This is a genomic window from Micromonospora sp. NPDC047753 (genome assembly GCF_040642735.1).
Classification (GTDB): Bacteria; Actinomycetota; Actinomycetes; order Mycobacteriales; family Micromonosporaceae; genus Micromonospora.
This window is the reverse complement of record NZ_JBEYSL010000613.1, coordinates 1-3,521: the sequence shown is the minus strand read 5'-3', so window position 1 is coordinate 3,521 and position 3,521 is coordinate 1. Positions and strand designations below refer to the sequence as shown.

The 3,521-nt window shown below is 70.2% G+C and carries 4 protein-coding genes and 1 pseudogene; 4 read left to right on the top strand and 1 reads right to left on the bottom strand.

The features are described from left to right. The 4 genes and pseudogenes from ABZ749_RS31900 to ABZ749_RS31885 form a co-directional block, all read left to right on the top strand. Nucleotides 1–368 (top strand): annotated as a pseudogene (locus tag ABZ749_RS31900) (adenylyl cyclase); the annotation flags it as partial. A 312-nt stretch (nucleotides 369–680) separates the two neighbouring features. Beyond that, nucleotides 681–761: a putative leader peptide gene (locus ABZ749_RS31895; RefSeq protein ID WP_355006783.1), complete on the top strand. Its 81-nt coding sequence runs from the start codon at nucleotides 681–683 to the stop codon at nucleotides 759–761. Between the two features lie 174 nt (nucleotides 762–935). Further along, a complete protein-coding gene (locus tag ABZ749_RS31890; protein WP_357207237.1) occupies nucleotides 936–1,082 on the top strand; it encodes a hypothetical protein in 147 nt (48 codons plus the stop codon). Further along, nucleotides 1,082–2,284, top strand: a complete 1,203-nt coding sequence (locus tag ABZ749_RS31885; protein ID WP_357234357.1) for a putative sulfate exporter family transporter — start codon at nucleotides 1,082–1,084, stop codon at nucleotides 2,282–2,284. Before ABZ749_RS31890 ends, ABZ749_RS31885 begins: the two co-directional genes overlap by 1 nt. Nucleotides 2,285–2,349: 65 nt before the next feature. On the opposite strand, the gene ABZ749_RS31880 is transcribed toward ABZ749_RS31885, so the two are convergent. Further along, a partial coding sequence (locus ABZ749_RS31880; RefSeq protein WP_357234361.1) for a hypothetical protein occupies nucleotides 2,350–3,521 on the bottom strand: 1,172 nt, incomplete at its 5' end.

Genomic DNA, 3,521 nt, shown 5'->3' with positions numbered 1-3,521 from the left:
ACACGGTCTGGAACGGCGAGCACGGCACCACGATCCTCTACCAGAACGAGCTGCCGTACGACCCGCCGACGCAGGCCGACTGGATGAACGGCGCGGTCGAGGGCTGGGCCGGGTACAAGGTCGGTGACCGGGTGCGTCACCACACCCTGTACGGCGGCGGGGTGTACGTGTTCAACCAGAACAACCCCTCGATCCACACCGAGAACGGCTTCGAGGTCCCGAACCGGCCCGGGGTGCGGCTGCACCACATCATGACCGTCAACCTCAGCGCCGGCACGATCGACCACGTGGTCAACGGCGTCGGGGACGCCGCCGACATGACGAAGGTCGGCGCTCCGGTCTATCTGACCCAGTACCCGACCCCGTAGCGGCTATCGGGCGTACCGACGGGGCCGGAGCCGGCGATGGCTCCGGCCCCTCTGGGCTGGTTTGTCGGGGCCCCGGCCTGCTGCGGGTGGTTGCCTAGCTCGACTGCGACCCGGCGGCCGGTCCATACCGCGGCCGCAATCGCCAACGCGTGCTGGCGGCGACGAAGGCCCTCGCAGGGCCTGATCCCGCCTGCTCAGGGGAACCTCTGACACGGCTTGAGCCGCAGGGTCTCCTCCGCCTGCCGTCGACGGCTGGTGGGGAATCTCGCTCACGGTCTTGAATTCCTATCGAGTCGATAGGAAAATGGGCCAATGCCGGATGGTCCGTTCCTCACCTCGCGTCGGGCCGTTGACCTGATGCGGGTCGCCTCCGAGCTCTGTCCGGGTCGCTGACCACCGACCGGCTGGCACCACCCGCACCCTTCCTCTGGCCCCGCTGCCGAATCGCGCCGCGCCGTGGCCCAACCGGCCCGGCGGCCCTTCGCGCGGTCACCGAGGCCCCGTCTTGCCTGCTCGCCCTCAACCGATCCCGTCACGGCCGGATCGGGCCATTCCTGGAGGTACGTCATGACCACCGATCCGTCACCGCCCAGTCCGGAGACCGCCGGAGATTCCCGGCTCGCGTTCAACGAGGACTGGGCGGCGACCATCCTCGGCCTGGCCCTGCTCGCCCTGGTCCTGCTCGGTGCCATCCCCGCCGGGCTGGTGCCCTGATGACCGCCGACGCGACCCGCACCGGCAACGAGCCCGGCACCTCTGCCGACGACCCGCCCGCCAAGAGCGAGCGCGACACGTCGTCGACCACAGCCGATCCCGCCGAGCCGACCAATGTGGCGCGTGACGGGGCGTTCTGGGCGTGGACAGTGCTCGGCCTGCTGATCGTGGTCGGTCTCGCCGCGCTCACCCGCTATCTGGAGCAGAACGTCCCGGCCTGGGCCGAGGGCACCACCGTCGAGGACATCGGAGCGGCGATCGAATACCCGGTGTACGCGATCCTGCTCGGCCTGCTCGGCAACGTCGCCGTCACGCTGCTCGGGTGGCGGGACCGGATCGCCGCCGCGTTCCGGACCGAGTTCTTCATCAAGACCGGTCTGGTGCTGCTCGGGGCGTCGATCAACCTGGCCGTCATCGCCAGCGCCGCCGGCCCGGCGATCGCCCAGGCGATTCTGCTGATCAGCGGGGTGTTCCTGTTCACCTGGTGGTTGGCCGGCAGGTTCGGTCTCGACGACAAGCTGCGGGCGCTGCTCGCGTCGGCGGTATCGATCTGCGGGGTCAGCGCGGCGATCGCCGCCGCCGGCGCCGTGCGGGCGCGCCGCGAGCAGTTGGCCTACACGGCGAGTCTGGTCATCGTCTTCGCGTTGCCGTCCATCTTCGTCCTGCCCTGGTTGGCCGACGTGTTCGGGCTCTCCGACGCGGTGGCCGGCGCCTGGATCGGTGGCAACATCGACACCACGGCGGCGGTCACCGCGGCGGGAGCGCTCGCCGGTGAGGAGGCGCTCCAGATCGCCAGCATCGTCAAGGTCACCCAGAATGCCCTGATGGGTGTGGTGGCGGTCGCGCTCACCGCGTACTTCACACTGCGGGTGGAACGACAGCCCGGCGCGGCCCGACCGGGCCTCGGTGAGCTGTGGACGCGGTTTCCGAAGTTCGTCCTCGGCTTCATCGCGGCCTCGGTCATCGCCACCTGGTACCTCGACGCCGCTGGCGCGGACGGCAAGGCCACCATCGCCATCGTCAACGACCTGCGCGTGTGGTTCCTGATCCTGGCCTTCGTCAGCATCGGCCTGGAGGTCCGGGTCGCGTCGCTGCGGGAGGCGGGTTGGCGACCGGTGGCGGTGTTCGCCAGTGCCACAGTGTTCAACCTGGCGTTGGCGCTCGCCCTGGCGTCCCTGCTGTTCCGCAACTTCTCGGCCTGAGTCAGCCGGTTGCCCCTGCGGACGGTGCTGGGGCCGGAGCCAGCCTGGCTCCGGCCCCATTCTGATCAGCGGGGCGGTGTGGTCGGCGCGCGGTGTGACCGACCCGACCGGGCGTGCGAGGTGGGCGTCTTCACCGGGTCGAACGGAAGGTCCTTCCTGGTCCGTACGGGCACCGCCAGGAACGACGCCGCCGTCCCGGTGAGCCGCTTGGCGCGGCGCGGGGTGGCTGCGGTGGCCGGGGCGTTCTTCGACGACCGGCTGTGCCGGGCACCCGCCTTGTGTCGGCCGGCGCGCGCCTCGGCTCCCTTGACGCTCACCGGGCTGGGGATCAGCACGGCGTGAGGGCTGGTGGTGCGGCCCGCGCGCCGGTGCCGTGCGCGTCCGCTGCCGGTCTTGAACCCGAGAGCGGGCCGTTCCACCAGGTGCCAGGAGAGAACGGCGAAGAAGAGGGCGCCGAGCAGGCTCAGCGCGATGTAGCCGAGCATCCCGAATCGGGCGCCGCCGAGCAGGGCGATCAGCTGCTGCACCGGGAAGCCGTAGATGTAGATGCCGTACGTGTAGTCGTTTCGGCGGCTGATCGCGGACAGTCGCTTCGGCAGCGCGACGGCGGCGAAGAGCACCAGGTAGGCGAACGCCGGCACACCCACCGCGAAGAACCCACCCAGCCACAGCGAGCCGGCCAACGCGACCCCGGCCAGCACGGCCAGCTCTCTGGTCACCGGAACACGGTGCGCGTACAGGCGGGCGGCGGCGCCGAGGAGGAACAGGAAGCCGAGCATCAGCGTCCAGTCGGCGGCGAACGCGCCGAGCAGCGGGAACGGCCCGATCGCGCCGTGTTGCGGCGGACGTGAGCTCCAGGTCGGCCCCGTGAAGAAGTCGCGTAGGACCAGGGCGTAACAGACGGCGGTGAGGACGAGCACCGCGCGAGGTGCCCGGTGCAGCACCGAGGTCACCACCAGGATGCCGACAATCCCGTAGAAGGCAAGGTCGTACCGCAGCGTCCACAGTGAACCGTCGAACGCGCTCGGCCCGCCGACGATCAGGCCGTACGGGGTGTCGGCCAGCAACCCGGAGATGGGGAACTGCTCCATCGAGGCGAGGAAGTTCGTCGTGACGTAGTCGAAGGGCCCCTCCGGGTGCCCCCAGAACCCGTCGAGGTTGCCGTTCTCGTCGACGGGGTGTACGCCCTCGCCGAGCACGCCGACCTGCTGGTCATCGAGTCGACGTTCCTGGAGTC